The sequence below is a fragment of the Sphingomonas montana genome, from assembly GCF_001956315.1.
In the GTDB taxonomy this organism is placed as follows: domain Bacteria; phylum Pseudomonadota; class Alphaproteobacteria; order Sphingomonadales; family Sphingomonadaceae; genus Sphingomonas_R; species Sphingomonas_R montana.
The window spans coordinates 111,635-136,571 of sequence record NZ_KV887142.1 but is presented as its reverse complement, the minus strand read 5'-3'; the positions used below and the strand labels follow the sequence as shown (position 1 = coordinate 136,571).

At 68.3% G+C, this 24,937-nt stretch carries 30 protein-coding genes and 1 other RNA gene; 15 read left to right on the top strand and 16 right to left on the bottom strand.

Features of this window, described 5'->3' with window-relative positions:
* Positions 1-106 precede the first annotated feature (106 nt).
* Together ligD and ku are read right to left on the bottom strand one after the other, a co-directional pair.
* A complete protein-coding gene (ligD, locus tag BKY59_RS03330) occupies positions 107-2,605 on the bottom strand; it encodes a DNA ligase D (RefSeq protein ID WP_076068673.1) in 2,499 nt (832 codons plus the stop codon).
* 1 nt (position 2,606) lies between these two features.
* Positions 2,607-3,518 carry a non-homologous end joining protein Ku gene (ku, locus tag BKY59_RS03325; protein WP_076068672.1) on the bottom strand — a complete coding sequence of 304 codons (912 nt, stop codon included), beginning with the start codon at positions 3,516-3,518 and terminating at the stop codon, positions 2,607-2,609.
* Between the two features lie 136 nt (positions 3,519-3,654).
* Here ku and BKY59_RS03320 point away from each other — a divergent pair, with 136 nt between their 5' ends.
* The 9 genes from BKY59_RS03320 to BKY59_RS03280 all read left to right on the top strand — a co-directional run bounded on the left by BKY59_RS03320 (position 3,655) and on the right by BKY59_RS03280 (position 11,021).
* Entirely contained in the window at positions 3,655-6,009 is a 2,355-nt protein-coding gene (locus BKY59_RS03320; RefSeq protein WP_076068671.1) for a hybrid sensor histidine kinase/response regulator, read from the top strand.
* Positions 6,009-6,473 (top strand): chemotaxis protein CheW, encoded by a 465-nt coding sequence (locus tag BKY59_RS03315; protein ID WP_076068670.1) that lies wholly within the window; start codon positions 6,009-6,011, stop codon positions 6,471-6,473. The genes BKY59_RS03320 and BKY59_RS03315 overlap by 1 nt, the downstream gene beginning before the upstream one ends.
* A 60-nt stretch (positions 6,474-6,533) precedes the next feature.
* Positions 6,534-6,899: a response regulator gene (locus BKY59_RS03310; protein WP_076068669.1), complete on the top strand. Its 366-nt coding sequence runs from the start codon at positions 6,534-6,536 to the stop codon at positions 6,897-6,899.
* Positions 6,900-6,913: 14 nt separating this feature from the next.
* A complete protein-coding gene (locus BKY59_RS03305; protein ID WP_076068668.1) occupies positions 6,914-8,071 on the top strand; it encodes a chemotaxis protein CheB in 1,158 nt (385 codons plus the stop codon).
* Positions 8,062-8,886: a CheR family methyltransferase gene (locus tag BKY59_RS03300; protein WP_083671843.1), complete on the top strand. Its 825-nt coding sequence runs from the start codon at positions 8,062-8,064 to the stop codon at positions 8,884-8,886. Before BKY59_RS03305 ends, BKY59_RS03300 begins: the two co-directional genes overlap by 10 nt.
* A 121-nt stretch (positions 8,887-9,007) precedes the next feature.
* Positions 9,008-9,703 carry an N-acetylmuramoyl-L-alanine amidase gene (locus BKY59_RS03295; protein WP_076068666.1) on the top strand — a complete coding sequence of 232 codons (696 nt, stop codon included), beginning with the start codon at positions 9,008-9,010 and terminating at the stop codon, positions 9,701-9,703.
* Between the two features lie 8 nt (positions 9,704-9,711).
* Positions 9,712-10,082, top strand: an RNA gene (gene rnpB, locus BKY59_RS03290) — RNase P RNA component class A.
* A gap of 52 nt (positions 10,083-10,134) precedes the next feature.
* Positions 10,135-10,674 carry a J domain-containing protein gene (locus BKY59_RS03285; protein ID WP_076068665.1) on the top strand — a complete coding sequence of 180 codons (540 nt, stop codon included), beginning with the start codon at positions 10,135-10,137 and terminating at the stop codon, positions 10,672-10,674.
* Complete coding sequence (locus BKY59_RS03280; protein ID WP_076068664.1) at positions 10,671-11,021, top strand: hypothetical protein; 351 nt, start codon at positions 10,671-10,673, stop codon at positions 11,019-11,021. The genes BKY59_RS03285 and BKY59_RS03280 overlap by 4 nt, the downstream gene beginning before the upstream one ends.
* Positions 11,022-11,122: 101 nt before the next feature.
* On the opposite strand, the gene BKY59_RS03275 is transcribed toward BKY59_RS03280, so the two are convergent.
* From BKY59_RS03275 to BKY59_RS18195, 9 genes are all read right to left on the bottom strand, one after another.
* Complete coding sequence (locus BKY59_RS03275; RefSeq protein WP_076068663.1) at positions 11,123-11,536, bottom strand: SufE family protein; 414 nt, start codon at positions 11,534-11,536, stop codon at positions 11,123-11,125.
* Positions 11,537-11,623: 87 nt separating this feature from the next.
* Positions 11,624-11,857 carry a hypothetical protein gene (locus BKY59_RS03270; RefSeq protein ID WP_076068662.1) on the bottom strand — a complete coding sequence of 78 codons (234 nt, stop codon included), beginning with the start codon at positions 11,855-11,857 and terminating at the stop codon, positions 11,624-11,626.
* A gap of 26 nt (positions 11,858-11,883) precedes the next feature.
* On the bottom strand, positions 11,884-12,141 hold the full coding sequence (locus BKY59_RS03265; RefSeq protein WP_240499935.1) for a hypothetical protein: 258 nt from the start codon (positions 12,139-12,141) through the stop codon (positions 11,884-11,886).
* A 51-nt stretch (positions 12,142-12,192) separates the two neighbouring features.
* A complete protein-coding gene (locus BKY59_RS03260; protein ID WP_076068660.1) occupies positions 12,193-12,477 on the bottom strand; it encodes a hypothetical protein in 285 nt (94 codons plus the stop codon).
* 34 nt (positions 12,478-12,511) lie between these two features.
* Positions 12,512-12,802: a hypothetical protein gene (locus BKY59_RS03255; RefSeq protein ID WP_129586174.1), complete on the bottom strand. Its 291-nt coding sequence runs from the start codon at positions 12,800-12,802 to the stop codon at positions 12,512-12,514.
* Between the two features lie 38 nt (positions 12,803-12,840).
* Entirely contained in the window at positions 12,841-13,224 is a 384-nt protein-coding gene (gene pspC / locus BKY59_RS03250) for an envelope stress response membrane protein PspC (protein ID WP_076068658.1), read from the bottom strand.
* A gap of 29 nt (positions 13,225-13,253) precedes the next feature.
* Positions 13,254-13,568: an envelope stress response membrane protein PspB gene (pspB, locus tag BKY59_RS03245; RefSeq protein WP_076068715.1), complete on the bottom strand. Its 315-nt coding sequence runs from the start codon at positions 13,566-13,568 to the stop codon at positions 13,254-13,256.
* A 4-nt stretch (positions 13,569-13,572) separates the two neighbouring features.
* Positions 13,573-14,244: a phage shock protein PspA gene (gene pspA, locus BKY59_RS03240; protein WP_076068657.1), complete on the bottom strand. Its 672-nt coding sequence runs from the start codon at positions 14,242-14,244 to the stop codon at positions 13,573-13,575.
* Between the two features lie 29 nt (positions 14,245-14,273).
* Positions 14,274-14,405: a hypothetical protein gene (locus tag BKY59_RS18195; protein WP_276205476.1), complete on the bottom strand. Its 132-nt coding sequence runs from the start codon at positions 14,403-14,405 to the stop codon at positions 14,274-14,276.
* A gap of 182 nt (positions 14,406-14,587) precedes the next feature.
* Between BKY59_RS18195 and pspF the strand changes: the two genes are divergently transcribed.
* The 3 genes from pspF to BKY59_RS03225 all read left to right on the top strand — a co-directional run bounded on the left by pspF (position 14,588) and on the right by BKY59_RS03225 (position 16,753).
* A complete protein-coding gene (gene pspF, locus BKY59_RS03235) occupies positions 14,588-15,610 on the top strand; it encodes a phage shock protein operon transcriptional activator (RefSeq protein WP_076068656.1) in 1,023 nt (340 codons plus the stop codon).
* Positions 15,611-15,688: 78 nt separating this feature from the next.
* Positions 15,689-16,300 carry a superoxide dismutase gene (locus BKY59_RS03230; protein ID WP_076068655.1) on the top strand — a complete coding sequence of 204 codons (612 nt, stop codon included), beginning with the start codon at positions 15,689-15,691 and terminating at the stop codon, positions 16,298-16,300.
* A gap of 213 nt (positions 16,301-16,513) precedes the next feature.
* Positions 16,514-16,753, top strand: coding sequence for a hypothetical protein (locus tag BKY59_RS03225; protein WP_129586173.1), 240 nt, complete (start codon positions 16,514-16,516; stop codon positions 16,751-16,753).
* Between the two features lie 25 nt (positions 16,754-16,778).
* Here the strand turns inward: BKY59_RS03225 and BKY59_RS03220 are convergent, their stop codons facing one another.
* The 4 genes from BKY59_RS03220 to BKY59_RS03205 form a co-directional block, all read right to left on the bottom strand.
* Complete coding sequence (locus tag BKY59_RS03220) at positions 16,779-17,408, bottom strand: septation protein A (RefSeq protein WP_076068653.1); 630 nt, start codon at positions 17,406-17,408, stop codon at positions 16,779-16,781.
* The gene (gene ftsY / locus BKY59_RS03215) at positions 17,405-18,355 is read right to left on the bottom strand and encodes a signal recognition particle-docking protein FtsY (RefSeq protein ID WP_076068652.1); all 951 of its coding nucleotides are present in this window, start codon (positions 18,353-18,355) and stop codon (positions 17,405-17,407) included. Before ftsY ends, BKY59_RS03220 begins: the two co-directional genes overlap by 4 nt.
* On the bottom strand, positions 18,352-19,158 hold the full coding sequence (gene dapF, locus BKY59_RS03210; protein WP_076068651.1) for a diaminopimelate epimerase: 807 nt from the start codon (positions 19,156-19,158) through the stop codon (positions 18,352-18,354). Before dapF ends, ftsY begins: the two co-directional genes overlap by 4 nt.
* A 160-nt stretch (positions 19,159-19,318) precedes the next feature.
* Positions 19,319-20,848: a putative bifunctional diguanylate cyclase/phosphodiesterase gene (locus BKY59_RS03205; protein WP_240499934.1), complete on the bottom strand. Its 1,530-nt coding sequence runs from the start codon at positions 20,846-20,848 to the stop codon at positions 19,319-19,321.
* 334 nt (positions 20,849-21,182) lie between these two features.
* On the opposite strand from BKY59_RS03205, the gene ffh reads away from it, so the two are divergent.
* The 3 genes from ffh (at position 21,183) to rimM (ending at position 23,859) form a co-directional block, all read left to right on the top strand.
* Positions 21,183-22,661, top strand: coding sequence for a signal recognition particle protein (ffh, locus tag BKY59_RS03200; RefSeq protein WP_076068650.1), 1,479 nt, complete (start codon positions 21,183-21,185; stop codon positions 22,659-22,661).
* A gap of 169 nt (positions 22,662-22,830) precedes the next feature.
* Positions 22,831-23,277 carry a 30S ribosomal protein S16 gene (gene rpsP, locus BKY59_RS03195; protein ID WP_076068649.1) on the top strand — a complete coding sequence of 149 codons (447 nt, stop codon included), beginning with the start codon at positions 22,831-22,833 and terminating at the stop codon, positions 23,275-23,277.
* 102 nt (positions 23,278-23,379) lie between these two features.
* Positions 23,380-23,859, top strand: a complete 480-nt coding sequence (rimM, locus tag BKY59_RS03190; protein ID WP_076068648.1) for a ribosome maturation factor RimM — start codon at positions 23,380-23,382, stop codon at positions 23,857-23,859.
* A gap of 128 nt (positions 23,860-23,987) precedes the next feature.
* Here the strand turns inward: rimM and BKY59_RS03185 are convergent, their stop codons facing one another.
* Positions 23,988-24,911 carry an NAD(P)/FAD-dependent oxidoreductase gene (locus BKY59_RS03185; RefSeq protein WP_076068647.1) on the bottom strand — a complete coding sequence of 308 codons (924 nt, stop codon included), beginning with the start codon at positions 24,909-24,911 and terminating at the stop codon, positions 23,988-23,990.
* Positions 24,912-24,937 lie beyond the last annotated feature (26 nt).

The following is a 24,937-nucleotide window of genomic DNA, read 5'->3' as shown; positions in this document are numbered from 1 at the left end:
GTCTTGCCAGAACATGAACGTTTGGATCGATGGTCTAAGCAGCGCCGCGTGGACGGCAAAGATAGTATGTTTCGGCAGGTTGGACGGGATCGACGGGCCGCCGTCATCAAGCGTCGGGCAGCGTCTGATCGACGATGCACCAGGTGGCCAGTGCGGGGGAGGCGGCGCGTTCCAGCAGTTCGGCCGCGTCCGCGATGGTGTAGCGCGCGGCGGTTTCGGTCGATTCCAGTTCGTCCCAACTGATCGGCGCGGCCACGGGGGCGTTGGCGCGCGCGCGTACGGCGTAGGGCAGGATCGCGGTCGCCCCGCGCTGGTTGCGGAGCCAGTCGAGGAAGATCCGGCCGGTGCGTTCGGACTTCTTCATGTTGGCGGTGAAACGCCTGGGATGGGCCTGCGCCAGCGCGCGGGCGAGGCGATCGGCGAAATCCTTGACCGCCGGCCATTCCGCGCTCGCATCGAGCGGCGCGACGACGTGGATACCCTTGCCACCGGACAGCAGCGGCCAGGTGACGAGCCCGAGGTCGGCCAGCGTATCGCGCACCGTAAGTGCCGCGGCGCGGACGTCGGCGAAGGCCAGCCCTTCGTCCGGGTCGAGATCGAACACCAGCCGGTCGGGGCGTTCGAGCGCGTCGATCCGCGACCCCCAGCCGTGAAACTCGATCGCACCCATCTGCACGCAGGCGACGACGCCGGCGGCATCCTCGACATAGAGATAGTCCTCCGTCCCGCCGTCCTTTTCGGGAATGGGGACGTGGCGGACATGATCGCCGAACGTGCCGGCATCATGTTTCTGGAAGAAGCAGTGCTTTGCCCGCCCCTGTGGACAGCGCACGAGGCTGACCGGGCGGCGGGCGGCGAAGGCGAGCATCGGATCGGCGAGCCGGGCGTAATAGTCCACGAGCTGGCCCTTGGTGATGTCCGATTCCGGGAAGACGATGCGGTCGGGATTGGTGAGCGTGATGCCGGCCGGCTTGTCGGATGCGGGCCTAGCCCTGGTGGTGCGCGCGACGGATATCGGGGTTTCGGCGATCACGTCGGCGGCGGCCTTGTCCTCGCGCAGGCCGAGGAAGCTGGAATGGCGCAGGACGCCGTCGCCGGTGACCTCCGCAAAGGCGACCTCCGCCACCAGCCGGGGGGTGACCCAGTGCGCGCCGCGGACGGCCGCCTTGGGGGCCGTCACGGTCGCCGTCTTGCGTTCGATCGGGCGGAGTTTGGCGAGCAAGGCGGCCATGGTGACGGCATCGAAACCGGTGCCGACTTTACCGGCGTAGCGCAGACCGTCCGGCCCGTGAACGCCGAGCAGGAGCGAGCGGAACCCGCGCGTCTTTTCGCTGGGCAGCCAGCCGACGATCACGAATTCCTGCCGGCGGGTGCATTTCACCTTCAGCCACGCCTGCGACCGTGCGCCGCGATAGGGGGCGTCGGCGCGTTTGGAGATGACGCCTTCGTAACCGGCGGCGCACAGGCTTTCGAACAGCGCTTCGCCCTTGGTCAGGATATGGTCGGCATAGTGGAGCGGGGCGGCGACCCCGTCGAACAGGTCGGCGAGTGCCGCCTTGCGTTCGATGTTGGGCAAGCCGGCCAGTTCGCGGCCGTCGCGTTCGAGCAGGTCGAACGCGAAGAAGGACAGCGGGGCGCCACCATCCTTGAGTGCGGCCTGGAGCGCCTGGAAGCTGGGGCGGCCGTCCTTGTCGAGCACCACGACCTCCCCGTCGATCAGCGCGCTGCCGGACAGTCGGGCGGCGGCGGTCACGATGGTCGCGAACCGATCGGACCAGTCGAGGCCGGTGCGGGTATAGGCCTTCGCCCGACCGTCGCCGACAGCGACCAGCACGCGGTAGCCGTCATATTTGACCTCGTGCAGCCAGTCCCTGCCGGCCGGGATCGCGTCGACCAGCGTGGCGAGCTGCACCGGGCGGAAGGCGGGCGGGGGGCCGGATGCGGGTTTCGTGGCGGTCTTCGGCTTGGCCTTGCGCGGTCTGGCGGATGCTTTTCCAGGTGCCTTGCCGGCCGGGGCGGCGGCGTCGGCAATCTCGGCCATCGTGCGGCCGGTGTCGATGCTGGTCAGTTCGGTGGCGACCAGATCGCGTGCCGGATCGGCCGCGGCGTCCTCGACCTTGCGGAGCAGCCAGTTGTCGCGCGTTTCGCGGCCGCGCGGCTTCATCCGGACGAGCAGCCATTCGCCGGTCATGCGTTCGCCGGCCAGCGTGAAGTGGAGATGGCCTTCCTCGATCGTGCGCGACGGATCCTTGCCCGGCACCGAGGCCCAGGTGCCGCGATCCCACAGCATCACCGTGCCGCCACCATATTCGCCGGCCGGGATCGTCCCTTCGAACGTGGCGTAGGACAGCGGATGATCCTCGGTCCGGACGGCGAGGCGCTTGTCGGCAGGGTCGAGGCTGGGGCCGCGCGTGACGGCCCAGCTTTTCAGCACGCCGTCCAGTTCCAGCCGGAAATCGAAATGCAGCCGGGTGGCGTCATGTTTCTGGACCATGAAGGTCCGGTCCTGCCCCGCCTTCGACCGGGCTACCTTGCCCGCCGGTTCGCGCGTCTTCGCAAAGTCGCGCTTCGCATTGTAGGACGTCAGCGGATCGGGCACGGCCATGTCAGGCGCGCTTGCGGGCGGGGGCCTTGCGGACGGGTTTCGCGTCCTTTCCGGCATCGGCATCGGCCTTTGCCGTAGTCTTGCGGGCCGGGGTCTTCTTCGCCGCGGGCTTTGCCGCGCCGCCGCTGCGATCGAGCGATTTCTTGAGCGCGGCCATCAGATCGACGACGTTGCTGCCCTTGGCCGGCGCGGCGTCCTCGCTCTCCTCGACGATCCGGGTCTCCTTGCTTTCCTTCTTGCGCTCGATCAGGTCGCGCAGCGCGTCGACATAGCGGTTGTGGAATTCGGTCGCGTCGAACGGCGCGGTCTTCTTGTCGATCAGCGTTGTCGCCAGGTCGAGCAGGTCGGGATCGGGCTTCGCATCGTCGATGTCGCGGAAATAGGACGCGGCCTTGTTCACCTCGTCGGTATAGCGCAGCGTTTCGAGCACCAGGCCGCGGCCGCAGGGTTTCAGGCTGATGACATATTCGCGGCCGCGCATCGCGAGCTGGCCAAGCCCGACCTTCTTGCGGGCGCGCAACGCCTCGCGCAGCACGATGAACGCTTCCTCGGCCAGATCGTCGGCGGGCACGACATAATAGGGCTTGTCGAAATAGATCGCGTCAATTTCGTGCGCATCGACGAACTGGGTCAGTTCGAGCGTCTTCTTGGACTCCAGCTTGACGCCCTCGATCTCCTCGTCATCGAGCAGGACATATTCGCCCTTCTTGTATTCGAACCCCTTGAGGATCTCATCCACGTCGACCGGGCCGATGCCGGGGACGATCTTTTCATATTTGATCCGCTTGCCCGACGGTTCGTGGATCTGGTGGAAGGCGACGGTCGCGCCGCTCTTGGTGGCGGAGTAGATCTCTACCGGGATCGAGACGAGCGCCAGCCTGATCTGACCCTGCCAATAGGCGCGTGCGGCCATCGTCCCGTTCCCCCGATACCGTTCCAGCCCCGATATAATCCGCGGCGGACGCGGCGGTTCCGTTGCATGACGGGCTAACGCCGCCTTAACCAGCGGCGTGGCAGAGCGTGGCCATGGGCACCGCGACGGACATGGCATGGACGAACTGCTGAACGATTTCGTCGCGGAAACGCGCGAGACGGCGCAGGCGATCGCAGGCGAGATCGTGCTGTGGGAAGCCGACCCGGCCGACCAGGCGCGGCTCGACAGCATTTTCCGGTTCATCCACACGGTGAAGGGCAGTTGCGGCTTTCTGGACCTGCCGCGGCTGGAACGGCTGAGTCATGCGGCCGAGGACGCGCTGTCCGCGGTGCGGGCCGGCCTGCGGACGCCGGACGCGCGGCTGGTGACGGCGGTGCTGGCGATCATCGACCGGATCGGCATGCTGGTCGATGCGATCGAGACCGGCGAGAGCGTTTCGGACCGGGACGACACCGCGCTGGTACAGGCCCTGTCGCTGATGGCCGATCCGGCCGCAGCCCGTCCGGATGCGGAACAGGCGGCGTACCCGGCGCCGGTGCGGACGATGGCGCGCAGCATCCGGGTGCCGATCGACCTGCTGGACCGGATGATGGCGGGCGTTTCGGACCTGGTGCTGGCGCGCAACGAATTGTCGCGCGGCCTGCGCGTGTCGGCGGAGGGCAGCGCCGTGATGGCCGGGTTCGAACGGCTGTCCGGATCGATCGCGGAGATGCGCGAGACGATCACCCGGACCCGGATGGCGCGGGTGGACCAGCTGTTTTCCGCGCTGCCCAGGCTGATCCGCGACGTGTCGGCGGAACTGGGCAAGCGCGTCGTCCTGCATATCGAGGGCGGCGACGTGGAGCTCGATCGCGAGATGATCGAGATGGTGCGCGACCCGCTGATCCATATCGTGCGCAACGCGGTGGACCATGGGATCGAGCCGCCGGCCGACCGCGTGCTGGCCGGCAAGCCGGCGGCGGGCGCCGTCCGGGTGGCGGCGCGGCAATCGGGCAACCAGATCCTGATCGAGATAAGCGACGACGGTCGCGGGATCGACCCGGACGCCCTGCTGCGCAAGGCGGTGGCGGCGGGCGTGGTGAGCCAGGCGGCGGCGGCGCGGATGGACCGCGATGCGGCGCTGGCGCTGATCTTCCGCGCCGGTTTCAGCACCGCGGAGCAGGTCAGTACCGTATCGGGGCGCGGCGTGGGGATGGACGTGGTGCATGCCAACGTCGAACGGATCGGCGGGCAGGTGACGATCGACAGCCAGCCGGGGCAGGGCTTGCACATCATCCTGCGCGTGCCGATGACGCTGACGATCATCCCCGCGCTGACCGTGTCGGTGGCGGGGCAGCCCTTCGCCATTCCACGATCGGTGATCGAGGAGATCCTGCGCGTGTCGGCCGCGTCCGTCCGGATCGAACGGGGGTGCGGGCTGACGACCGTGTCGATCCGCGGCGAACGCTTGCCGTTGGTCGGGCTTGCCGAGACGCTGGCCGGCGGGGCGGCCGGCGGGGCGGCCGGCGGGGGGGCGGGGGATTGCGATCCACCCATCCTGGTCGTGCTGCGGCCAGGCAATGGCGGGCGGTATGTGCTCGGTGTGGACGCCGCACACGACCATGAGGAACTGGTGGTGAAGCCGGCCGCGCCCGCGATCATGGCGATCGGTATCTATGGCGGGGTGACGATGCCCGACGACAACCGGCCGATGCTGCTGCTGGATGCCGCCGGGATCGCCGCGCGCACCGGGATCGACATCGCGACGGCCCCCGCCCCGATCGTGGCGGAGGCCGCGGTGCCGACCATCCCGACCCTGCTGTTCCGCGACCTGGACGGGGCGGAACGCGCGATTCGGCTGGGCGCGATTGAACGGATCGAGGAAGTGGCGGGCAGCGACTGCACGCTGATCGCGGGGCAGTTGCGGCTGAACCGCGACGGGGTGGTGGTGCCGCTGCTGTCGATGACCGGATCGGTAGCGGATCGGCCGAAGCTGCGCGTGCTGCGGATCAGCGACGGGACGGAACGGCTGGCCTATGCGATCGATCAGGTGATCGACATCGTCGACCTGGCCGAAGCGGTCGCACCCGCGCCGGACCCGGGGCTGGTGTGCGGCGTGGTGATGGTGGCGGACCGGCTGGTCGAACTGGTCGATCCCTACTGGATGTTCGCGGCGGTCGCGCGGGCGCAGGTGCCGGCCGGCGTCCGGCCGCTGGCGTTGCTGGTCGCGCGGGAGGACGGATGGATGCGCGCGTTCCTGCGCCCGATCGTGGAGGCGGCGGGATACCGCGTCGCCTTCGCCGGTGAAGACGGGGCGACGACGGCCAGGGCCACGGTCGTGATCGCGGACGGCAGCCTGCCGGATGCGGGGGGCGGCGACGCGGTCCGCCTGCGCCTGCGCCACGCGGCGACGGGCGATGCGGATATCTGGCGCTACGACCGGCAGGCGCTGGTCCGCGCGCTGGACGCGGCACGTGGGGGCGCACGGTGATGGATGGCCTGATGCTGATCGTGCGGATCGCCGGCGAGAGCGTGGCGTTGCCCGCCGAGACCGTCGAATCGGTCGTCGAGATCGAGGCGATGACCGCCGTGCCGCTGGCCCCGCCGCATGTCGTGGGGCTGGCCGCGTTGCGCAGCCGCGTCGTGACGATCGTCGATCCGCGTGCGGTGATGGACACGCTGACGGGAGTGCGTGGCGCGCCGGACATGCCCTTTTCCGCGGTGGTCGTCGCGATCGACGGACATCCTTACGGAATCGTCGTGGACGAGGTGTTGGACGTGCTGCCGGCGACGGGCAGCCCGAGCCCGTTGCAGGGCCGGGTCACGGGCGGGTGGTCCGCGATGATGCGCAGTTCGGTGATCGTCGAGGGCCGGCAATATCTGCTGATCGACCCGGCAGGCCTGGTGGCCGGGGGCAACGGGGACGTCCAGCCGACGGCGGCCGCCGTGAATTAACCCAATCGTTACCGACACTTCCTATTCATATCGGATCAATCCCATACCGAAGGCCATAGCATGAAGACGTGTCTCGTCGTGGACGATTCCAAGGTAATCCGGAAGGTCGCGCGGCATATATTGGAGACGCTGAACTTTCGCGTGGAAGAGGCGGGCGACGGGCAGGAGGCGCTGAACCGTTGCACCGTGGCGGCCCCGGACGTCGTGCTGCTCGACTGGAACATGCCGGTGATGAGCGGGATGGAGTTTCTGCGCGCGCTGGGCAACAGCGCGGTTTCGCCACGCCCGAAGGTCGTGTTCTGCACCACCGAAAACGGAATCGGCCATATCCGCGCGGCGATCGACGCCGGCGCGGACGAATATGTGATGAAGCCGTTCGACCGCGAGACGTTGCAGAGCAAGCTCAGCCTGGTCGGCGTGGCCTGACGCGGCGCGAACCGGTGGGATATGCGATCGACCAAGGCCAGGGGACGGCGACGGGCGACGCGGCGACAACCCGCGTCCTGATCGTCGACGATTCGATCGTGGCGCGGACGGTGTTCCAGCGGATGCTGGACGAACATCCGCGGTTCAGCGTGTGCGGCGTGGCGCGCGGCGTGGCGTCCGCGCTCGCGCTGCTGGCGGACATGACGGTCGATATCGTCCTGCTGGACGTCGAGATGCCCGGCATGGACGGCCTGACCGCGTTGCCGGCGATCCTGACGGCGGGGCGGGGCGCACATGTGGTGATCGTGTCGTCGTCGTGCGGCGAAGGTGCGGTCGCCAGCATGCGCGCGCTGGCGCTGGGCGCGTCGGACACCGTGCTGAAACCCGCGGCCGGGGACCTGGGCAGCGAATTTACCGGACGGCTGGCACAGCGGCTGCAGCGGTTGCCGCCGGTGCGGCATTTCGCGACGCCGACGACCGGCGATGTCGCGCCGGGGGAGCCCGTCGTGTCGCAGCGACGCGATCCGGTCGGTTGTATCGCGGTGGGGGCATCGACCGGGGGGCTGATCGCGCTGACCGCGCTGTTCGAGGGGCTGGACGCGCGCTGCACCGCGCCGATCCTGGTGACGCAGCATCTGCCGCCCGAATTCATGCCCTATTTCGCGGATCAGCTGAGCGAGATCGCCGGGCGGCGGGCGACCGTGGCGGAGGAGGGCGAAACGGTGTCGCCGGGCCAGGTGCTGGTCGCGCCCGGCACCGCGCACCTGACCCTGCTGCGCGACGGGGACGCGGTGCGGGTGCGGTACGACCGGCGGCCGTTGGCGTCGGCCTGTCTGCCGTCGGTCGACCCGATGCTGATCGCGGTGGCCGACGTGTTTGCGGCCAGCGGCATCGGCGTGATCCTGAGCGGGATGGGGCGCGACGGAGCCCATGGCGCGGCGCAGCTGGCGGCGGCGGGCGGCGAGATACTGGTCCAGGATGCAGGATCGGCGACGGTCTGGGGCATGCCGGGCACCGTCGCGCGGGCGCGACTGGCCGATGCGATCCTGCCGCCCGCCGCGATCGGCCGGCACATCGTCGCCCGGGCGCTCGCCTGTTCCGGCGCCCGCCCCGGCACCCAACCCGCCGCGACCGGGGCGGACGGGGCACGCGGGACCGCGGCATGGAGATGAGCCCCGTCAGCGCGCGGATGCTGGCCGGCATCCTGGAACAGCGCACCGGGCAGATGCTGTCCGACGGGCGGCACTGGCGGCTGGACATCGCACTGGACACGCTGATCCGGACGCACGGGTTCGGCAGCGCCGATGCGGTGGCGGCTGCGGTGGCGGGCGGGCGCGACCCCGCGCTGTCCGACGCGGTGGTCGAGGCGCTGCTGAACAACGAGACGAGTTTCTTCCGCGATCCGCTCAGTTTCGGCCTGCTGATCGACCGTGCCCTGCCGCAGGTGATGGCGGCGCGCCCGGACCGGACGCTGCGTATCTGGTCGGCCGGCTGTTCGACGGGGCAGGAAGCCTATTCGATCGCGATGGCGCTGGCCGGCATCGCGGCGCTGGACGATTGGCGGATCGACATAGTGGCGACCGACGTGTCGCAGGCGGCCATAAAGCAGGCGCGCGACGGCGAATATTCGCAGTTCGAGATCCAGCGCGGCCTGGCCGTGCGGCAGCTGGTCCGCTGGTTCGACGGCGAGGGCGACGTCTGGCGCGCGCGGCCCGAACTGCGCGCGCGGGTGCGGTTCCATACGCTCAGCGTGCTGGATGCGCCGCCGTTGCCGGCGCGGTTCGACATCATCCTGTGTCGCAACGTCCTGTTCTATTTCTCCGACGCGGTGCGGCGCCGCGCGTTCCAGCGACTGGCGCGGGCGGCCGCCCCGGACGCTTTCCTGCTGCTGGGGGCGGGCGAGACGGCGATCGACCAGACCGGTTATTTCACATCGGACGTCGACAATCGCGGGCTGTACCGCCCGGTGGATCACCGCGCGGCCTGACATGCGCGGCGCGTACCACTGTATTTCCCAAGCTACGGGGCGCGGGCACCGCAGGGCTTGACGTGCGCGGTGCGGGCGGGATGCTGTGACGTATCCGACGTCGCGATCCGAAGGCCGACCGATGACAGAGCCAATTTCCCGCCCGTCCCCCAATTTCGATGCGCGCGGCGCGCCGGTATCGATGCTCGTGCTGCATTACACCGGGATGGCGGATGCCGAATCGGCGATCGCGCGGCTGTGCGACCCGGCGGCAAAGGTGTCGGCCCATTATGTGCTGGACGAGGACGGCACGCTGTACCGGCTGGTCGATGAGGGCGACCGTGCGTGGCATGCCGGGCGGTCCCGGTGGCGGGGCATGGTGGACGTGAACGCGATCAGCATCGGGATCGAGATCGTCAATCCGGGCCATGAACATGGCTATCGCCCGTTCCCGGCGGCGCAGATGGACCGGCTGGTGCCGCTGGTCGGGGACATCGTCGAGCGGCATGGGATATTGCCGGTGAACGTCGTCGGCCATTCGGATATCGCGCCGGCGCGGAAGGAGGATCCGGGCGAGCTGTTCGACTGGCCGCGGCTAGCGCGGCACCGGCTGGCGGTGGCGCGGCCGAAGCTGGCGTTCCGCGATCCGCACTGGACGCCGGGCGGGTTCCTGGTGGCACTCGAACGGTTCGGGTACGACGTGGCGGACGGGCCGGCGGCGGTGCGCGCGTTCCAGCGGCGGTTCCGCCCTGAAACGGTGGACGGGGTGGCGGACGGCGAATGCCGGGCGATCCTGCTCGCGCTGCTGCTGGACTCGGGGACGGCGTTGCCGCAATAGCGGCCGCGTCAGAGGGCCGGGCGGCCGCCGGTGCATCCGTGCACGGGAGGAAAGTCCGGGCTCCAAGGAGCAACGGTGCCGGGTAACGCCCGGCGAGAGCGATCTTAGGGACAGTGCCACAGAAAACAGACCGCCCGCGCTTCGGCCGGGTCAGGGCGAAACGGTGCGGTAAGAGCGCACCGCGGACCGGGTAACCGGAACGGCACGGCAAACCCCACCGGGAGCAAGACCGAATAGGGACGGCATATGGGCTGCTTCGCCCCGTCGTCCGGGTTGGTCGCTGGAGGCCGCGGGTAACCGCGGTCCTAGAGGAATGGTCGCCCATCCGCCGCCTTCGGGCGGTGGTGGACAGAACCCGGCTTACAGGCCCTCTGGCACTTTATTCCGGCCCGGCCATGGTGGCGGGCCGTGCGCGAACCTAGGTTAGCGGGATGGCAGGGTCTCGATCGAACGACTGGGGCTTTCCCCGCTGGCGCAGCTATGGCGGCGAACGGGGTACGACCCAGGTAAGGATGTGCGACCGCGACGGGTGCGGCCGGGCAGGCGACCGACCCGCACCCAAATCTCCCAACAGCCCCGAACGCTGGTATTTCTGCGAGGAACATGCCGGCGAGTATAACCGCGGCTGGAATTATTTCGAAGGGCTGTCGGCGGAGGAAGCCGCCGCGCGCGAAAAGGCCGAGCGCGGCACTGCGTCGGGCTATGCCGAGGCGTCGCATTATGGCTGGGGCGGATCGGGCGACGGAACGCGGTCGCGCGACGAACTGCGCGCGCTGGAGGTGCTGGGGCTGGACCCGCATGTCGAGGCGGACGCGATCAAGACCGCGTGGCGGAAGCTTGCCAAGGCGAACCACCCGGATGTGAACCAGAACGACCCGGCGGCGGCCGAACGGTTCCAGGCTGTGCAGACCGCGTATGAAGTGCTGCGCGCGGCGGACGAACGGCGCGAGCAGGCGCAAGCCCGGCGATGAAAGACCATGTCCGCGCCGACTGGGCGTCGGCCGTGCTGGTATGCCGCAAGTGCAGCCGCAAGCTGGACGGCGGGTTCGGCCCGGACGGTGAAGCGTCGCTGGCCAAGGTGCTGCGCGCGGCACTCGGCGGCGGCAAGGGGCGCAAGGCCGCGTTCGGCGTGGTCGAGGTGGATTGCCTGAAGATATGCCCGAAGCGGGCGGTGGTCGTGGTGGACACGGCACGGCCGCGGGACTGGTTGCTGGTCGCGGCCGGGACCGACGTGGCGGCGGTGGTGGATCGGTTGCGTCCGGGCAGCGCGACGGTCGTCCCGACCGCGAGCCATTCCCCGGCGGAGGCCGGGGCCTAGGTGGAGCGCCGGCGTCCAGGCCCCGGCGTGTTCGCCGGGGGATCGTGCTTCGGCAGGGTGCTGGCGCAATTCGTGTTGCCCCCGGGGGGGGGCAGGGTGGCTCAGCCGCTGTAGCGTCCTGCGGTTTCGCGGATGAGGGCGATCATGTTGGGGATGCCCTGCGTGCGCTTCGACGTAAGTTGCTTGGTGAGGTTGAATGGTTTCAGCTCGTCCGCGATATCGAGCATGGCCACCTCGGACGGCTCTCGTCCGCGAATGGTCAGTAGCACGAGGGCGATGATACCCTTCGTCAATGCCGAGTTCGAATCCGCGAGGAAGCTCAGTTTTCCGTTCTGGTCCGTCGGGTAGACCCAGACTGATGACGAGCACCCCGGTACGAGCGTCTGATCCGTCTTGAGCGCTTCGGGCATCGGTTCGAGGGCTTCGCCCAACTCGATCAGCATGCGGTAGCGGTCGTCGCCTTCGAGGAAATCATATTCCTCCAGCGCATCGGACAAGGTGGCGGGTGCGGTCATGCCGGAGGCGGTATCAGAGCGGCGGCCGCAGTTCCATCGGTCAGAGCGTCCAACGGTCAGGATGTCCAGCGGGCGGCGACCCGGCGATCAGAGTTCGACGCCGGCCGCGATCGCTTCGAGCTTGCGGATCCGTTCGCGCAGGTCGGCCAGTTCGATGCGCGCGCCGGGCGACGGGGCAGCGACATCGCGGCGGCCCTCGATCTCCAGCCGCCGCAGGTCGAGCCAGCCGCGCCAGCCGATCAGGGCGGCATGGGTGGCGACGACGAGCGCCGCGAGCGCGGCCGTGGCGGCGATGATCCAGAGGTTCGCATCGGCGGTCATGGAATTGCTCCTGAACAAGAGGTCGGTCAGCGGTCCTTGAGGCGCAGCGCCTCGATCTCGCGGTCCAGTTTGGACGGGCCTTCGCCGTCGGTGGCGATGCGTTCCAGCACGACGACGCGTTCGCGCAGGCGGCGCACCTCGTCGGCCAGAAGCTGCGTATCGATGCGGTCCTGCGGTGCGGCGTCGTCCGCGGCGCGTTGCTGCGTCTGGTATTTCGCCTTCATCACCCCGGCGATGCACGCGATCATGACGATCAGCACCACCATCATTTGTCCGCCACCCATTGTCTTGGTCCTTCTATATTCGGTTCGGTCGATAGAGCCGGAAGCGGGCCTTCAGCGGAGCGATTCGATTTCGCGGCCGAGGCGCGCACCCTCGTCGGTGGCGATGCGTTCGAGGACCGCGATACGTTCCTCCAACCGCAGGACCTGCCCCTTCAGCCGGTCGTTCTCGCTGCCGAGCAGTTCGAATTTCTGTGCGGCATCCGGCAGGCCGCGATCGACCGTGTTTCCCCAGTCATCCGTGAGCGGGTAGCCGTGTTTCGCGCGGATCGCGGTCGTGACGACCCAGCCCACCATGCAGATCGCGATGAGCGCGAGGATGAAGATCTGTCTGTCCATGGGTTCCCCCTGTTCCCTGAAGTTCGCGCGGCGATCAGCGCAGCGCGTCGATTTCGCGCGCGGTGTGGGTCGCCGGATCGGTGGCGATGCGTTCGAGGACGGCGAGCCGTTCCTGGAGGCGCAGCGTGCGGTCGTTCTGGCGTTCGTTCTCCTGCGACAGCAGTTCGACCGCGCGCTGCGTATCGATCGCGGCCGATCCTTCGGCGCGAGCGGCCTTGCGGCGGCCGTAGAGCTGGATCAGCAGGGTCGCGATGACCCCCACCATCAGGCCGAGGAAGAAGCCGGCCTCGGGCGGCATGGGCGGCGGTACGGTGGTGAGCGGCATGTAAAGGATCCCTTTTGCGAGGGCTGGCTCGGTTCGGTTCAGCGCAGCGCGTCGATTTCGTTGGCGAGGCGGGTGTTCTGGCTGGTGACGTGCGTTTCAATGTCGGCCAGCCGGCGGTCGATATCGCGGAACCGGCTGCGCACGTCGCGGACCGATGCGCTGGGCTTGGCACGGACCTGTTGCCAGAATTTCTCTTCCTGCGGGTCGGCGGCGTAGAATTCGCGCGGCTTGTCGTCCGCCATCCAGCCGAGCACCAGATAGGCGACCGGCATGAGCGGGCCGAGCGCGAACAGCGTCAGCAGGACGGTGCCGACCCGGATCAGGGTGACGTCCACTCCGGTATAGTCGGCGAGCCCGGCGCAAACGCCCATGGCCTTCTTGTTGCGTTTGTCGAGGTAGAAGCTGGTGCGGCGGGCGGACATGGCGGGGTTCCTTTCGTGCGAAGGCGCGGTCAGGCGCGGCGGGGGCCGACGGGTTCGCGCGGGTCGCGCGGATCGCCGCGATAGTCGCGGGGGGCGTAGTCCCGGTCGGGTGCGGACTGGCTGGCGAGGCGGTAGTCGGGGTGATCGGCGGCGATGATCCGTTCGATCGTCGCCAGCCGGTCGTCGAGCCGGCGGGCGGTTTCGTACAGGTCGTCCATCAGGTTCTCGTCCTGGACGGTAAGCGTGCCCGACTGTTTCCAGCGCGTGATGTAGTGGAAGATCAGCCAGGGCAGCCCGATGAAGAGCATGCCCACGACGATGATGGGCAGCAGGATGTCCTCCATCATCTCAGCTCTCCCGCGCTTGCTGGCGCGCCTTCAGGGCTTCCAGCTCCGCATCGACGGCATCGGCCGAGCGCAGTTCGGCGATCTCCTCCTCCAGCGACTTGGGCGGGGCGCCCAGGGTGAGCGCATCGGCGCGGCCCTCGGCCCAGTCGACGCGACGTTCCAGCACCTCGAACCGCGAAAAGGCGTCCTCGGTCTTCTGGCCCGCATACATTTCGCGCATCCGGACGCGGTTGTTGGCGCTTTCCAGCCGGGCGGAGATGGCGTTCTGGCGGCTGCGCGCCTCGCGCAGCTTGCCCTGGAGCTTGGCGATGTCGCCCTCGGAGGCGCGAAGCGTGTCTTCCAGCATGCCGACCTCGGCCTGCAGCTGTTCCGACAGGTCGGTGGCCTTGCGCTTTTCGACCAGCGCCGCCTTGGCAAGATCCTCGCGGCCCTTGGACAGCGCGAGTTCGGCCTTTTCCGTCCAGTTTTCCTGGACCTGCGCCAGCTTTCCGATCTGGCGGCGCATCTCCTTCTGGTCGGCGATGGTGCGGGCGGCCGAGGCACGGACCTCGACCAGCGTCTCTTCCATTTCCAGGATAATCATGCGGATCATCTTGGCCGGATCCTCGGCCCGGTCGAGCAGGTCGGTCATGTTGGCGGCGATGATGTCGCGGGTGCGGGAGAAGATACCCATCGAGCGTTTTCCTTGGAGTTGTGAGGGGGTCAGTAGCGCAGTGCCGTAGCCCCCGCCGAATGCGCGGGTGCCGGCCCGACCGCCGCCGGGACGCAGGTCGCGGACAGCAGCAGCGCGCCGATGGCGGAAAGGATGGCATGCCTGGCATCGGACTGGAACATGGTCGTCTCCCTGAACCCGGTTACTGATGTCCCGGCGCTGATGGCCGGTGATGACAGCTACTTTGCATGGAGCGTGCCAGATGGGCGAAACCGCTTGGCAGGCCGGTTTTGCGGGCGGAGCGGGGGGGGAGAAGGGGTCAACGCGCTTGCGAACGGTTGGGAAATGACGCCATTATTTCGGCATGGAACGGACCAGCAGCTTCATCGGCGAATCATCGGTTTTCCTCGACACTGTGGAGCGGGCGAGCCGGGCGGCGGCGCTCGACCGGCCGGTGCTGGTGATTGGCGAGCGCGGCACGGGCAAGGAACTGATCGCGGAGCGGCTCCACCGGCTGTCGCAGCGCTGGTCGGGGCCGCTGGTCACGCTGAACTGTGCCGCGCTGCCCGAGACGCTGATCGAGGCGGAGCTGTTCGGGCATGAGGCGGGCGCGTTCACAGGCGCGACCAAGGCGCGGCCCGGGCGGTTCGAGGAGGCGCATGGCGGCACGCTGTTTCTGGACGAGCTGGCGACGCTGAGTTCGGGCGCGCAGGAGCGGTTGTTGCGCGCGGTGGAATATGGCGAGGTGAACCGGATCGGGTCGAACCGCGCGATCCGCGTCGACGTGCGGATCGTGGCGGCGACGAACGAGCATCTGCCGGCGCTGTGCGAGACGGGGCGGTTCCGTGCCGACCTGCTCGACCGGTTGTCGTTCGAGGTCATCACGCTGCCGCCGCTGCGCGCGCGGACAGGCGACGTACCGGTGCTGGCGGAGCATTTCGCCCGGCGGATGGCGGCGGAACTGGGCTGGACACACTGGCCGGGCTTTACCGATGCGGGAATGGCGGCGCTGGTGGCGCATCCGTGGCCGGGCAATGTCCGCGAACTGCGCAACGTGGTGGAGCGCGCGGTGTACCGCTGGGACGATCCGGAGCGCGCGGTCGATGCGATCCAGTTCGATCCGTTCGCCTCGCCCTGGGCTCCGGTGGGGCGCGAGGCCTGTTCGATCCCGAACACGCAGCGGGAGACGGCAGCGGCGGCGGTGGGGCGTGCGCCGACCGTCGAGGTCGTCAGCGACCTGCGCGGGGCAGTGGACGGGTATGAGAAGGCGATCATCGAGGCGGCGATGGCGCAGCACCGGTTCAACCAGCGCGCCACCGCCAAGGCGCTGGGGCTGAGTTACGACCAGTTGCGGCATTGCCTGAAGCGCCACGCGTTGCTGGGGTAGGGGGCTGCGATATAAGGGGCATCGTTCCGGCGCGCGCTGCGTTAGGAAGCGCGACGGAACCGTCCAAGGAGACAGACGATGGCGTTCGAACTTCCCCCGCTTCCCTATGACTATGCGGCGCTGGAGCCGACGATCGATGCGGAGACGATGAAGCTGCATCACGACAAGCATCACCAGGCCTATACCGACAAGCTGAACGAAGCGGTGGCCGCGGACGACGCGCTGGCGACCAAGTCGATCGAAGAGATCGTGTCGGGCATTTCCGCCTATCCCAAGGCCGTGCGCAACAATGGCGGCGGTTACTGGAACCACATCTTCTTCTGGGAGACGATGAAGGCAGGCGGCGGGCAGCCATCCGGCGCGCTGAAGGCGGCGATCGAAGAGACGTTCGGTTCGGTGGACGAGTTCAAGACCAAGTTCAACGCGGCAGGCGTCGCGCAGTTCGGGTCGGGCTGGGCCTGGCTGATCGTGGACGGCAGCGGCGCGTTGCAGATCACGTCGACGCCGAACCAGGACAACCCGCTGATGGACGTGGCCGAGGTGAAGGGCACGCCCGTGCTCGGCAACGACGTGTGGGAGCACGCCTATTATCTGAAGTACAACAACCGCCGGCCGGATTACCTGAAGGCCTGGTGGGACGTGGTCGACTGGGACAAGGCCGGGCAGCGGTACGAGGCTGCGAAGGGCTGAACTTACGGAGCGGGGTGATGGTGACATGCACCTGCCCCGCCTGAAGCGACCGAAGCCCTCTCCCGCGAAGACGGGAGAGGGCCTTTCTGTGTCCGTGGGTTCGGGGCCATGTGAACCTCAGCCTACAGCGGCGCACAGAGCGGGTTCACCTGGCAGGTCGCAAAGGCGTCTCACTCAATCAGGAGACGACGGATGCGCATCAGGACTTTCATCATGGCATTAGCCGCAATGATCCCGGCAGTGGCAGTCGTCGCGCCCGCGCAGGCCAAGGCGCAGTCGCGTTACGATCGCAGCGATCGCTATGATCGTGGCGACCGTTACGACCGGAACGACCGGCATTATGGTCGCAACGAGCGGCGCGGACGCGGTCGCTACTATAACCGGCATCGCAACGACCGGCACCATGGTCGGCCGTCGCATTCGCGTCGTGGCAACGCCCACCACAGGCGCTGAATGACGGCGCGGGCCGCCGCCCGCGTCAGCCCTGCGGCGGAATCGGCGGGTCCGATTCCGCCGTCTTCATGTCCAGCCCATGTTTCATCAGCAGCGGGATGTTGGCGAGCGCGAAGATCACGGTTGCGGGCATCGCGCCCCACAGTTTGTAGCCCAGCCAGAAATCGGTGCTGGTGTTGCGCCACATGATCTCGTTCGCGATCGCCAGTACGAGGAAGAACCAGGCCCAGTTGCGCGACAGCAGCGCCCAGCCGCGATCGCTGAGGCCCGGATAGGCGGCGCCCAGCACGACCTTCAGCGTCGGGCGGTTCGTCCAGAGGCCGAAGAACAGGATGGCGGCGACCATGACGTAGTAGATCGTCGGCTTGAGCTTGATGAACGTCTCGCTGTGCAGCCAGATGGTCAGGCCGCCGAACACCAGGACCATGAGGCCGGAGATCGCCAGCATCGGCGAAACCTTGCCGTGGAAGATGCGCGCGGCCAGCATCGCCGCGGCGGTCGCGATCATGAAGACCAGCGTGGCGAGGAAGATGTTCTTCGTCAGCACATTGGCCAGGAAGAAGACCGCGAGCGGCCCAAGGTCGAGCGCAAGACCGACGAGCGGACCGCGTTCCTTGGCGGCGGCCGGCGTGGCGGGGGGCGTAGCGCCGCTCATGCCGGATTCTTCGACGAGGCGAGCCGTTCGACGCCGGCGATGGCGCGCGCCACCTCCTGCGGATCGAACGGGCGAAGGTCCTCGATCGTCTCGCCCACCCCGATCGCGTGGATCGGCATGCCGTATTTTTCGGCCGCGGCGACCAGCGTGCCGCCGCGCGCGCTGCCGTCCAGCTTGGTCATGACGAGGCCGGTAACGCCGGCCGACGCGCCGAACACCTCGATCTGGTTGAGCGCATTCTGGCCGGTGGTGGCATCGAGCACCAGCACGACGTCATGCGGGGCCGCCGGGTTCAGGCGGCCCAGCACGCGGCGGATCTTGGACAGTTCGTCCATCAGCCCGGCCTTGTTCTGCAACCGGCCGGCGGTGTCGACGATCAGCACGTCGGTGCCGCGCGCGGTGCCCTGCTTCACGCCTTCGAACACCAGGCTGGCCGCGTCGCCGCCTTCCTTGCCGGAGATGATCGGGATGTTCAGCCGTTCGGCCCAGACCTTCAGCTGCCCGATCGCGGCGGCGCGGAACGTGTCGCCGGCGACCAGCATCACCTCGTAATCCTGTTCCTGCAGCAGGTGGGCGAGTTTGGCGATGGTCGTGGTCTTGCCGGAGCCGTTGACGCCGATGACCAGAATGACCTGCGGCCGGGGGAAGGCCTCGATCTCCAGCGGCTTGGCGACGGGGGTCAGGATGGCGGCGATCTCGTCGGCGACCACCTGCCGCACGCCGGCCTCGTCCAGCCCGCGTTCGTAGCGCGCGGAACCAAGCGTCGCGCGGATGCGGGCCGCGGTGGCGGGGCCGAGATCGGACGCGATCAGCGCCTCCTCGATCCCGTCGAGCGTCTCGGTATCGAGCGCGGCCTTGGTAAACAGGCCGGACAGGTTGTCGCCCAGCTTGTCCGACGTGCGACGGAAGCCGCCAATCAGCTTTTCGTGCCAGCTCGGTTCGGTCATGCGGTGAATTCCCCGGATAGCGTGCCGTCGAAGACGCGGACCGCAGCCCCCGTCATCGACAGGCGGCCATCGATATCGGCCAGGATGAGGTCGCCGCCGGGCAGGGTCAGCTGGACGCGGTCGTCCAGCAGCCCCAGTCGGCGGCCGGCGGCGAACGTCGCGCAGGCACCGGTGCCGCAGGCGCGCGTCAGGCCGGCCCCGCGTTCCCATGTCCGCATCCGGACATGGCCGCGATCGGTGGCGCTGGCGATGTTGACGTTGATCCGTTCCGGGAACAGCGGGTCCGTCTCGATCGTCGGACCGATCCGGTCGAGCGGGACGGCGTCGATATCGGCGACGAAGAAGACGAGGTGCGGATTGCCGACCGACAGCGCGACCGGCCGTTCCAGCATCTCCCAGGCGACGGGCAGCGCGGTGGTATCCATCGGATAGGCGATCGGGACGGCATCCCACGCGAAATCGGGCAGCCCCATATCGACCGCGGCGCCGCCGTCCGACAGCCGTGCGTCCAGCCGCCCGGCAGCGGTGACGACGGTGACGTCATGGCCCAGAAGGACGGGCACGCAGCGCGTCGCATTGCCACAGGCGGATACTTCCGACCCGTCCGCGTTGAAGATGCGCATGTCGATGCTGCCGGCGTCGGCATGGCCGGACAGCAGGATCAGCTGGTCGCAGCCGACCCCGGTGCGGCGATCGGCGATGGCGCGCACCCGCGCGGCATCGAGCGCGACCGGGGCAGCGCGACCGTCGATGACGACGAAGTCGTTGCCCAGCCCGTGCATCTTGGTGAAGCGGATCGTCATGCGCCGCGATCTAGGTGCGGGGGCAGGGGAAGTCCAACTTTCTCGGGGCAGGTGGCCGTGGCGGGCGCGCAGCCGAAGCATGACGACGTCTGATTGGACGATCGTGCCGAACCGTACGGGAGAACAGCTGCCTGGTCCGAAGTGGTCGTATCCGAGCGGGTCAGGCGGCGCGGGCGGTGCCGAGCAGCGAACGGTCGGCGAGCAGGCGGCGGACCTGCTGCACGTCGAGCGGGCGGCCATAGTGCCAGCCCTGCACCTTGTGACAGCCCAGCGCGCGCAGGCGGCCGGCGATCGCGGCGGTTTCGACGCCCTCGGCGGTGACCGGCACGGACAGGCTGTGGCCAAGCCGGGTGATCGCCTCGACGATCGCGGTGCATTCGGGATCGTCGGCCATCGCCATGACGAAGCTCTTGTCGATCTTGATCCGGTCGAACGGCAACGCGCGCAGATGGGCGAGACTGGAATAGCCGGTGCCGAAATCGTCGAGCGCGAGCCGGACGCCCTGGTTCTTAAGCGAGGCGACGATCGACTGGGCGAGCGCCAGATTGTCGAACAGCGACGTTTCGGTGATCTCGATTTCCAGCCGTTGCGGCGGGAAGTTAGTTTCGATCAGCAGTTTCAGGATCTTTTCCGCCAGCCACGGATCCTTCAGCTGGCCGGGGCTGATGTTGACCGACAGGGTAAGCCCCGGATCCCAGCTGGCGGCATGTTCGAACGCCTGCCGCATGATCGACATCGAAAGGTCGGAAACGAGCCCGGCTTCCTCCGCGATCGGAATGAACCGGTCTGGCAGCAGGATTCCATCGGTCGGATGATCCCAGCGGGCCAGCACTTCGAACCCGGCGAGCCGGCCGGTCGAAAGATCGATCTGCTGTTCATAATAGGGCACGATGCGGCCGGCGGGGATGGCGGTCCGCAGGCCGGCCTCGATCGCGTTGCGGACCGCGAGTTCGCGACCCATGCCGGCGTCGAACCAGCTTGCCGCGTCTCCGCCGGCCTTCTTCACCGCGGACAGCGCGATGTCGGCACGGCGCATGGCCGCATCGATCGTCATGTCGCCGGGTTCGGTGCGGGCGATGCCGATCGACACGGTGCGACGGATCGATTCGCGGCCGACTGCGAGCGGGCGCGTCAGGCGGGCCATGATCGCGGCGACCAGCCCGTCGACCGTGGCGGGGCGGCCGGCATCGAACGTCATCAGGCAGCAGAACTCGTCGCCGCCCAGCCGTGCGACGGTGGCCGACGGCGGGATCAGCGCGGTGAGCGCCTCGGCCATATCAACCAGCACCGCGTCGCCGGCCTCATGCCCCGGTCCTTCGTTGACGCTGCGGAAATTGTCGAGGTTCACGGTCAGGACGGCGATGCTGAGCCCGCGCCGTGCCGCGGTGATCATCGTGCCGCTCGCCACCTCGGCCAGCGTGCGGCGGTTGGCGAGGCCGGTCAGCGGATCGCGCGAGGCCAGCGTCTGGACCCGCGCCTCCAGCGTGCGGCACAGCCGGCTGTCGGCCAGGAGCCGGCGATGGCGGATCGCACCGAGCAGCGACAGCGCGATGTTGAGCAGCAGCGCGCAGAGCAGGACGGCGCGTGCATCGTCCGAACCGATCGCGGACGGCAAATGTTGCGACCCGATGCAGGCCAGCAGCACGATGATCCACAATCCCACGAGCAGCACGCCATGACCATCCGTCATGATCGCCTCGTCCGATCCAGCCGCAGGACCGAAGCGATCGGGTCGCGGCGTACGGCGGGAAATCGAAATTGCCATTTCCCGGCCCTGACACGCCATCGCTTTAGGATAGGTTAAGACCAGCGACGGGAGCGGCACGGTATGAGCCGGGTTGGCGACGGGTTTCACATTGTGTTTCGGTCGGTTGCGGGCTATGCCGCCACCGACCGTTCCATCCGGAACCGATGTGCAAGCACCCGCGGGTGCCCGCCGGCCAGCGAGTTTTCGCCCGCCGGCGCTTTGTGCGTTGGCCCGGACGGAACCGGATTTTGCCCCGGGCGGGGCGCGGGAGAAGCGAATGTTCGAGACCCTGAGCGACCGCCTGAGCGGTGTGTTCGACAAGCTGCGCGGCCGTGGTGCGCTGGCCGAGGCGGACGTGCGCGCGGCGATGCGCGAAGTGCGGATCGCACTGCTCGAAGCCGACGTCGCGTTGCCGGTGGTGCGCGAATTCGTCGACAAGGCGACGGAGCAGGCGGTCGGCCAGAACGTCCTGAAATCGGTGACGCCCGGGCAGCAGGTCGTCAAGATCGTCAATGACGCGCTGGTCGAGATGCTGGGTTCGGACCAGGTCGACCTGGAGCTGGACGTGGCGCCGCCCGCGGTGGTGATGATGGTCGGCCTGCAGGGGTCGGGCAAGACGACGACGACCGCCAAGATCGCCAAGCGGCTGACCGAGCGTGGCCGCAAGCGCGTGATGATGGCGTCGCTGGACGTCAACCGGCCGGCCGCGCAGGAACAGCTGGCGACGCTGGGCACGCAGACGTCGGTCGCGACGCTGCCGATCGTCGAGGGACAGCAGCCGGTCGATATCGCGCGGCGTGCGTTGCAGGCGGCCAAGCTGCAGGGTTTCGACGTCGTGATGCTCGATACGGCAGGGCGCCTGCATGTCGATCAGGCGTTGATGGACGAGATGAAGGCCGTGGCCGACATCGCCAAGCCGCAGGAGATCCTGCTGGTCGTCGATGCGCTGACCGGTCAGGACGCGGTCAACGTCGCGAAGAATTTCTCCGATCAGGTGCCGCTGACCGGCGTGGTGCTGACCCGCATGGACGGCGACGCGCGCGGCGGGGCCGCGTTGTCGATGCGTGCGGTGACGGGTCGGCCGATCAAGTTCGTCGGCACCGGCGAGAAGCTGGACGCACTGGAACTGTTCCATCCGGGCCGCGTCGCGGGGCGCATCCTGGGCATGGGCGACGTCGTGTCGCTGGTGGAACGCGCCGCCGAGACGATCAAGGAAGGCGAGGCCGAAGCGCTGGCCGCCAAGATGGCCAAGGGGCAGTTCGACCTGAACGACCTCAGGTCCCAGCTGGCGCAGATGCAGCGGATGGGCGGCATTTCCGGCCTGGCCGCGATGCTGCCCGGCGTAAAGCAGGTGAAGAACGCGATGGCCAATGGCCAGGCGGACGACAAGGTGCTGGTGCGAATGGACGCGATCATCTCGTCCATGACGATGAAGGAGCGCGTCAAGCCCGAGCTGCTGAACGCCAAGCGCAAGATCCGCGTCGCCAAGGGATCCGGCACCACGGTGCAGGACGTCAATAAGGTGCTCAAGATGCATCAGGACATGGCCACCGCCATGAAGAAGATCAAGAAGATGGGCGGGTTGAAGGGTCTTGGCGCACTGTTCGGCAAGGGCGGCATGGGGGCGGCGCTGGGCGGCATCGCCCCGGGCATGGGCGGCATGGGGGGCCCTGCCGGCGGTATGCCGGGCGGGCTGCCGGGGCTGGGCGGTCCGGGCAACCTGCCGGCCGGGTTCAACGGGTTCAAGAAGAAGTGAGCATCCGTCCCGTTCACCCCGGCGGATGCCGGGATTCCCCTCGGTGAAGGGGTAGCCCGTTACGGAGCGAGACCCCGGCTTTCGCCGCGGCGACGGCCCCGAGGTGGAGTGCATATCTCCAAACACAGTTTCAAGTTTCAGTTCAGAACATCAACGAAGGAAATACAGTATGTCCGTTTCGATCCGTCTGTCGCGCGGTGGCGCCAAGAAGCGTCCTTATTATCGTATCGTCGTCGCCAATTCGCGCGCGCCGCGCGACGGCCGCTTCATCGAGAAGATCGGCACCTACAACCCGCTGCTCGCCAAGGATGACGAGAAGCGCGTGATCCTGGACACCGAGCGTGCCAAGCACTGGCTGTCGATGGGTGCGCAGCCGACCGACCGCGTCGCCCGCTTCCTGGACGTCGCCGGCGTGAAGGAGCGCCCCGCGCGCACCAACCCCGACAAGGGCAAGCCGGGCGAGAAGGCCGTGGAGCGGGCCGAGGAGCGCGCGACCAAGGCCGCCGCCGCCGAGGCCGCCGCGAACGAAGCCAAGTCGGCGACCGATCCGGCCGAGGGCGCATCCGACGCCGCACCGAGCGAAGGTGCCGAGACCGCCGAGACGACCGGGGCCTGAGCCGGATCCTGCGACAATTGGGCGGCCCCGTGACGGGGTCGCCATCTCCGGACCCGTCCGCCGGCTTTCGCCGATGGGCGGGTTCCGCGTTTGGGGACCCTTATGACCGATCGTCCGATCACGCTGGCCGTCATCATCGGCGCGCACGGCATTGCCGGCGAAGTCCGGCTGAAGCTTTTCGCGGAAGACGTTGCGGGGCTGAAGGCGCATGCGTCGTTCAACGACGGCGCGCTGACGCTGAAGTCCTTGCGGCCGGGCGGGAACGGCGCGATCGCGCGGTTCGCCGAGATCGTCGACCGGAACGGGGCGGAGGCGATGCGCGGGACCGAACTGTCGGTGCCGCGGTCCGCGCTGCCGCCGTTGGCGCCGGGTGAATATTATCATGCGGACGTGATCGGCCTGCCCTGCGTCGATGCCGCGGGGGTGCCGATCGGCCATGTCGTGGCGATCGAGAATTTCGGGGCGGGCGACGTGATCGAGGTCGAGCGGCCGGACGGCAAACGCGCGATGATGCCGTTCAGCGAACCTGCGGCGGTGCTGGAGCCGGACCGCGTGGTGGTGGACGACGCGTTTCTGGTTTGAGGCTTGGTTGGCGGCAGCTGCCTTTTATTCGTCGCCCCGGACTTGATCCGGGGCCCCACTTCTTCTGCCGCGTGTCGAAAGGCAGCGGGACCCCGGGTCAAGCCCGGGGTGACGGTTAGAGTGGTTCCCTACCGCACCAGCGCGCGTTTCTCCGCCAGGTCGTTGCGCATCGTCGTGGCGGCGACGCCGGCGGCACCCATGGCATGGCTGATCTGGTCGAGGCCGATGACCACGTCGCCCGCGGCATAGAGGCCCGGCACGGTCGTGCGCTGGTGATCGTCGACATGCATGCAGCCGTCGTCGCCGGCGTCCGCGCCGAGATCGACCGCCAGGCGCGAGCGGATGTCCGAGCCGAGTGCAGGGTAGACGCTGTCGAAGGCGAGACCACCCTGCGGGGTGGGGACGATGAGGCTGTCCCCTTCGATCCGCAGCCGGTCGCAGGGGCCGGCCACGCGGACGACGCCGAGTGCGTCGAGCCGTGCGATCTCATCGTCGCCGAGGCAATGTTCGGCGTCGGGGGAGATCAGGGTGACATCGCGCGTGTAGCTGCGCAGGAAGACGGCTTCCTTCATGCCATGCGACCCGGTGCCGATGATGCCGACCTTGCGATCGGTAACCTCATAGCCGTCGCAGACCGGGCAGTAGCGCAGCAGGCCGCGTTCGAGCGCCTCGTAATGAACGGTGTCGTCGATCGGCGGGCGCTTGTTGACGACGCCGGTGGCCAGCAGGACGCTGTGGGCGAACAGCGTTTCGCCACCGTCGAGTTCGACGAAGAACCGGCCGTCGGCGTGGCGGTCGAGCTTCGTCACCGCGCCGGGGGTGACGGGTGCACCATATTCCGCGGCCTGCGTGCGCATGTCGGCGAGCAGATCGGTCCCCCGTACACCCTGCGGATAGCCGGCATGGTTGTGGCTGAGCGGAATCAGCGCCGTGCGACTCTTGCCCGCGTCGACCACCAATGTGTCGAGGTGGAAGCGGGCGAGGTAGATCGCGGCGGTCAACCCGGCCGGGCCGCCACCGATTACCAATGCGTCGTAGGTCCTGTCCGTCATGGTCCAAGCAAATCGTCAGTGTGGGG

What these genes read in the sequence shown, in the direction of transcription:
- pspF (WP_076068656.1), top strand. Translation starts at nt 14,588, where the DNA reads ATGGAACGGACCAGCAGCTTCATCGGCGAATCATCGGTTTTCCTCGAC.
- BKY59_RS18195 (WP_276205476.1), bottom strand. Translation starts at nt 14,405, where the DNA reads ATGTTCCAGTCCGATGCCAGGCATGCCATCCTTTCCGCCATCGGCGCG.
- pspA (WP_076068657.1), bottom strand. Translation starts at nt 14,244, where the DNA reads ATGGGTATCTTCTCCCGCACCCGCGACATCATCGCCGCCAACATGACC.
- pspB (WP_076068715.1), bottom strand. Translation starts at nt 13,568, where the DNA reads ATGGAGGACATCCTGCTGCCCATCATCGTCGTGGGCATGCTCTTCATC.
- BKY59_RS03310 (WP_076068669.1), top strand. Translation starts at nt 6,534, where the DNA reads ATGAAGACGTGTCTCGTCGTGGACGATTCCAAGGTAATCCGGAAGGTC.
- BKY59_RS03270 (WP_076068662.1), bottom strand. Translation starts at nt 11,857, where the DNA reads ATGACCGCCGATGCGAACCTCTGGATCATCGCCGCCACGGCCGCGCTC.
- BKY59_RS03205 (WP_240499934.1), bottom strand. Translation starts at nt 20,848, where the DNA reads ATGACGGATGGTCATGGCGTGCTGCTCGTGGGATTGTGGATCATCGTG.
- BKY59_RS03320 (WP_076068671.1), top strand. Translation starts at nt 3,655, where the DNA reads ATGGACGAACTGCTGAACGATTTCGTCGCGGAAACGCGCGAGACGGCG.
- BKY59_RS03260 (WP_076068660.1), bottom strand. Translation starts at nt 12,477, where the DNA reads ATGGACAGACAGATCTTCATCCTCGCGCTCATCGCGATCTGCATGGTG.
- BKY59_RS03225 (WP_129586173.1), top strand. Translation starts at nt 16,514, where the DNA reads ATGGCATTAGCCGCAATGATCCCGGCAGTGGCAGTCGTCGCGCCCGCG.
- rpsP (WP_076068649.1), top strand. Translation starts at nt 22,831, where the DNA reads ATGTCCGTTTCGATCCGTCTGTCGCGCGGTGGCGCCAAGAAGCGTCCT.
- BKY59_RS03295 (WP_076068666.1), top strand. Translation starts at nt 9,008, where the DNA reads ATGACAGAGCCAATTTCCCGCCCGTCCCCCAATTTCGATGCGCGCGGC.
- dapF (WP_076068651.1), bottom strand. Translation starts at nt 19,158, where the DNA reads ATGACGATCCGCTTCACCAAGATGCACGGGCTGGGCAACGACTTCGTC.
- ffh (WP_076068650.1), top strand. Translation starts at nt 21,183, where the DNA reads ATGTTCGAGACCCTGAGCGACCGCCTGAGCGGTGTGTTCGACAAGCTG.
- BKY59_RS03255 (WP_129586174.1), bottom strand. Translation starts at nt 12,802, where the DNA reads ATGCCGCTCACCACCGTACCGCCGCCCATGCCGCCCGAGGCCGGCTTC.
- BKY59_RS03315 (WP_076068670.1), top strand. Translation starts at nt 6,009, where the DNA reads ATGGATGGCCTGATGCTGATCGTGCGGATCGCCGGCGAGAGCGTGGCG.
- ligD (WP_076068673.1), bottom strand. Translation starts at nt 2,605, where the DNA reads ATGGCCGTGCCCGATCCGCTGACGTCCTACAATGCGAAGCGCGACTTT.
- BKY59_RS03265 (WP_240499935.1), bottom strand. Translation starts at nt 12,141, where the DNA reads ATGGGTGGCGGACAAATGATGGTGGTGCTGATCGTCATGATCGCGTGC.
- ftsY (WP_076068652.1), bottom strand. Translation starts at nt 18,355, where the DNA reads ATGACCGAACCGAGCTGGCACGAAAAGCTGATTGGCGGCTTCCGTCGC.
- BKY59_RS03230 (WP_076068655.1), top strand. Translation starts at nt 15,689, where the DNA reads ATGGCGTTCGAACTTCCCCCGCTTCCCTATGACTATGCGGCGCTGGAG.
- pspC (WP_076068658.1), bottom strand. Translation starts at nt 13,224, where the DNA reads ATGTCCGCCCGCCGCACCAGCTTCTACCTCGACAAACGCAACAAGAAG.
- BKY59_RS03285 (WP_076068665.1), top strand. Translation starts at nt 10,135, where the DNA reads ATGGCAGGGTCTCGATCGAACGACTGGGGCTTTCCCCGCTGGCGCAGC.
- rimM (WP_076068648.1), top strand. Translation starts at nt 23,380, where the DNA reads ATGACCGATCGTCCGATCACGCTGGCCGTCATCATCGGCGCGCACGGC.
- BKY59_RS03280 (WP_076068664.1), top strand. Translation starts at nt 10,671, where the DNA reads ATGAAAGACCATGTCCGCGCCGACTGGGCGTCGGCCGTGCTGGTATGC.
- BKY59_RS03300 (WP_083671843.1), top strand. Translation starts at nt 8,062, where the DNA reads ATGGAGATGAGCCCCGTCAGCGCGCGGATGCTGGCCGGCATCCTGGAA.
- BKY59_RS03275 (WP_076068663.1), bottom strand. Translation starts at nt 11,536, where the DNA reads ATGACCGCACCCGCCACCTTGTCCGATGCGCTGGAGGAATATGATTTC.
- ku (WP_076068672.1), bottom strand. Translation starts at nt 3,518, where the DNA reads ATGGCCGCACGCGCCTATTGGCAGGGTCAGATCAGGCTGGCGCTCGTC.
- BKY59_RS03220 (WP_076068653.1), bottom strand. Translation starts at nt 17,408, where the DNA reads ATGAGCGGCGCTACGCCCCCCGCCACGCCGGCCGCCGCCAAGGAACGC.
- BKY59_RS03185 (WP_076068647.1), bottom strand. Translation starts at nt 24,911, where the DNA reads ATGACGGACAGGACCTACGACGCATTGGTAATCGGTGGCGGCCCGGCC.